The sequence below is a fragment of the Citricoccus sp. genome, assembly GCF_035445025.1.
Taxonomy (GTDB): Bacteria; Actinomycetota; Actinomycetes; order Actinomycetales; family Micrococcaceae; genus Citricoccus.
Map to the genome: position 1 here is coordinate 1 of NZ_DAOMPX010000144.1, position 2400 is coordinate 2400.

The 2400-nt window shown below is 69.0% G+C and carries 3 protein-coding genes; all 3 read right to left on the reverse strand.

Going from position 1 to position 2400, the window contains the following annotated elements; translation table 11 throughout:
• On the reverse strand, positions 1-898 hold an 898-nt coding region (locus tag PLJ28_RS15595; protein ID WP_324590416.1), incomplete at its 3' end, for an AMP-binding protein.
• Between the two features lie 53 nt (positions 899-951).
• Positions 952-1731, reverse strand: a complete 780-nt coding sequence (locus PLJ28_RS15600; protein WP_183523273.1) for an SDR family NAD(P)-dependent oxidoreductase — start codon at positions 1729-1731, stop codon at positions 952-954.
• A gap of 73 nt (positions 1732-1804) precedes the next feature.
• Positions 1805-2400, reverse strand: a 596-nt coding sequence (locus PLJ28_RS15605; RefSeq protein ID WP_324590417.1) for an acyl-CoA dehydrogenase family protein, incomplete at its 5' end; no start/stop codon positions are given.

Sequence of the window (2400 nt, forward strand, 5' to 3'; positions counted from 1 at the left end):
TGAGGTCGTGCAGGAACGGGGTGGCCGCCGAGGTGTGGTTGATCCCGTGCTTCTCGACCAGTTCCACGAACTCCTCGACGTCCCACACGTCCTGGAAGACACCCGTGCCACCGAGCATGATCGGCAGGGAGACGCCGTAGAGGAATCCGGTCAGGTGCCCGAAGGTCGAGGCCATGTGGATGACCGAGTGCTCGTCCAGGCCGAGCCGGTCCGGCCAGGGCAGCGCGCCGGACAGCACCGAGTTGTGGGTGTGCATGACGCCCTTGGGACGGCCCGTCGTCCCGGAGGTGAACATGATGAGCGCCAGCGAGTTCGGGTCGGGACGCAGCGCCGCCAGGTCCACCGGGTCGGACTGTCGGCGGGCACGGCCGCGGGCGAGGAAGTCCTCCCAGGACGTGAAACCGTCCCGGGCCCCCTCACCGTGCACGATCACGGTCTCCCGCAGGTCCGGCAGCTCCGGGCGCAGGCGGTCGACCATGTCCGCGTAGTTGAACTTCCGGAAGGTCTCGGTGATGAACAGCACCGAGGTGCGCGCGGTGGCCGCCATGAAGCCGATCTCCCGGTCGCGGTAGATCGGGATCAGCGGGTTGGCGACGGCGCCGATCCGGTTGGCGGCCAGGTAGATGACCAGCCACTCATACCAGTTGGGCAGCTGGATCGAGACCACGTCGTCGGCCTGGACGCCGGACTCCAGCAGGGCGTGGGCACAGTCCTCGACGTCGGAGGCCAGGTCGGCATAGGTGTGCGCGCCGCGCACGTCGATCGTGCAGGTCTGCCCGGGACGCGCCGCGACGGCGTCGTCCAGGTAGTCGGCCAGCAGCCTGTTCCGCCAGTGTCCGGACGCGGTGTAGGTGGCGATCTCCTCGTCGGTGAGGAGCATCTCGAAGGTGTGGGGCATGGGGTTCTTCCTGGTCGTGCGGCCGTCCCGGGGGTGGCAGCGGGGCAGGGCGGTCAGATCATCGTGAGGCCACCGGAGACCGAGAGGGTCTGGCCGGTGATGTACTTCGAGGCGGGAGAGGCCATGAAGGCCACGGCGTTCGCCAGGTCCTCCGGCTGGGCCAGCCGCCGCAGCGGGATGGACTTCTCCAGGGCCGTGCGCAGCTTGGGGTTCTCGGCGGAGATCTGCTCGAACAGCGGGGTGTCGGCGGGCCCGGGGCAGACGGCGTTGGCCGTCACCCCGTGGCGGGCGGCCTCCCGGGCCAGGGTCTTGGTGAAGGCCACCACCCCGCCCTTGCAGGCGGAGTACACGGCCTCGCCGCTGGATCCCACGCGGGCCGCGTCCGAACCGATGTTCACCACCGTGCCGTGGCCCTGGTCGACCATCCTGCGCACCACGGACTGGGAGCAGTGCAGGACCCCGTAGAGGTTGATGCCGATGACGCGGTCCCAGACGTCCACCTCGGAGTCGAGGAAGGGCCCGACCTTGTCCCAGCCCGCGTTGTTGACCAGGACGTCGATGCGCCCGAAGGTGGACATGACCTGTTCGGTCATCGCGTCCACGGCGGCCCGGTCGGTGACGTTCACTGAGATGCCGATGGAGCCGTTGCCCAGTGCGGCGGCGGTGGCCTCGGCGGCCTCGCCGTTGAGGTCGGCGACGACGACGGTCGCGCCCTCGGCGACGAGGCGGGTGGCGATGCCCTTGCCGATGCCGCTGGCGGCGCCGGTCACGATGCAGATCCGGCCCTGCAGGTTCTCGTCGTTGACGGTGGTGTTCGTGGTCTGTTCAGTCATGGTGTGCTCCATGGGTCGAGTGGTCTGGCGGCCGTGGGTGGCGTCGCCGGGAGGAGGTGGTGGTGGCACCGGTTCAGGGCGCGACCTCGCGGGGCAGGTTCTGCCGCGAGATGATGAGCTTCATGATCTGGGCGGTACCGTCCCCGATCTGCAGGCCGAGGACGTCCCGCATCCGCTGTTCGATCGGCCGGGTGGTGAGGTAGCCGAACTGGCCGTGGGACAGCAGGCACTGGTTGATGACGTCGTAGGCCGTCTTCGGCGCCCACCACTTGCACATGGCCGCCTCCTTGGTGTGCGGCAGGCCCGCGTCCTTGAGCCACAGGGTCTTCTGGCACAGCACCCGGGCCGCGGTCAGCAGGGTGTCCGCCTCGGCCAGCGGGAAGGACAGTCCCTGGAACTTGCTGATGGGCTGGTCGAAGGCCATCCGCTGGCCGGCGTACTCCCAGGTCTCGTCGAGGGTGACCTGGGCGGCACCGATGACCTGCAGGCCGATGAGGGCGCGGGAGAAGTCGAATCCCTGCATCACCTCCGTGAAGCCCTTGCCCTCGGCACCGAGCAGGTTCTGTTCCGGGATCCAGGTGTCCGTGAAGGTGACGAACCCGCGGCCCACGCATTTGGTGCCCATGTCCGGGGTGGCCTCCCGTGCGACGCCGTCGCGGTCGAGTTCCA

Bases quoted from the DNA above. Each gene is read 5' to 3' on its own strand.
- PLJ28_RS15600 (WP_183523273.1), bottom strand. From the start codon at position 1,731: ATGACTGAACAGACCACGAACACCACCGTCAACGACGAGAACCTGCAG.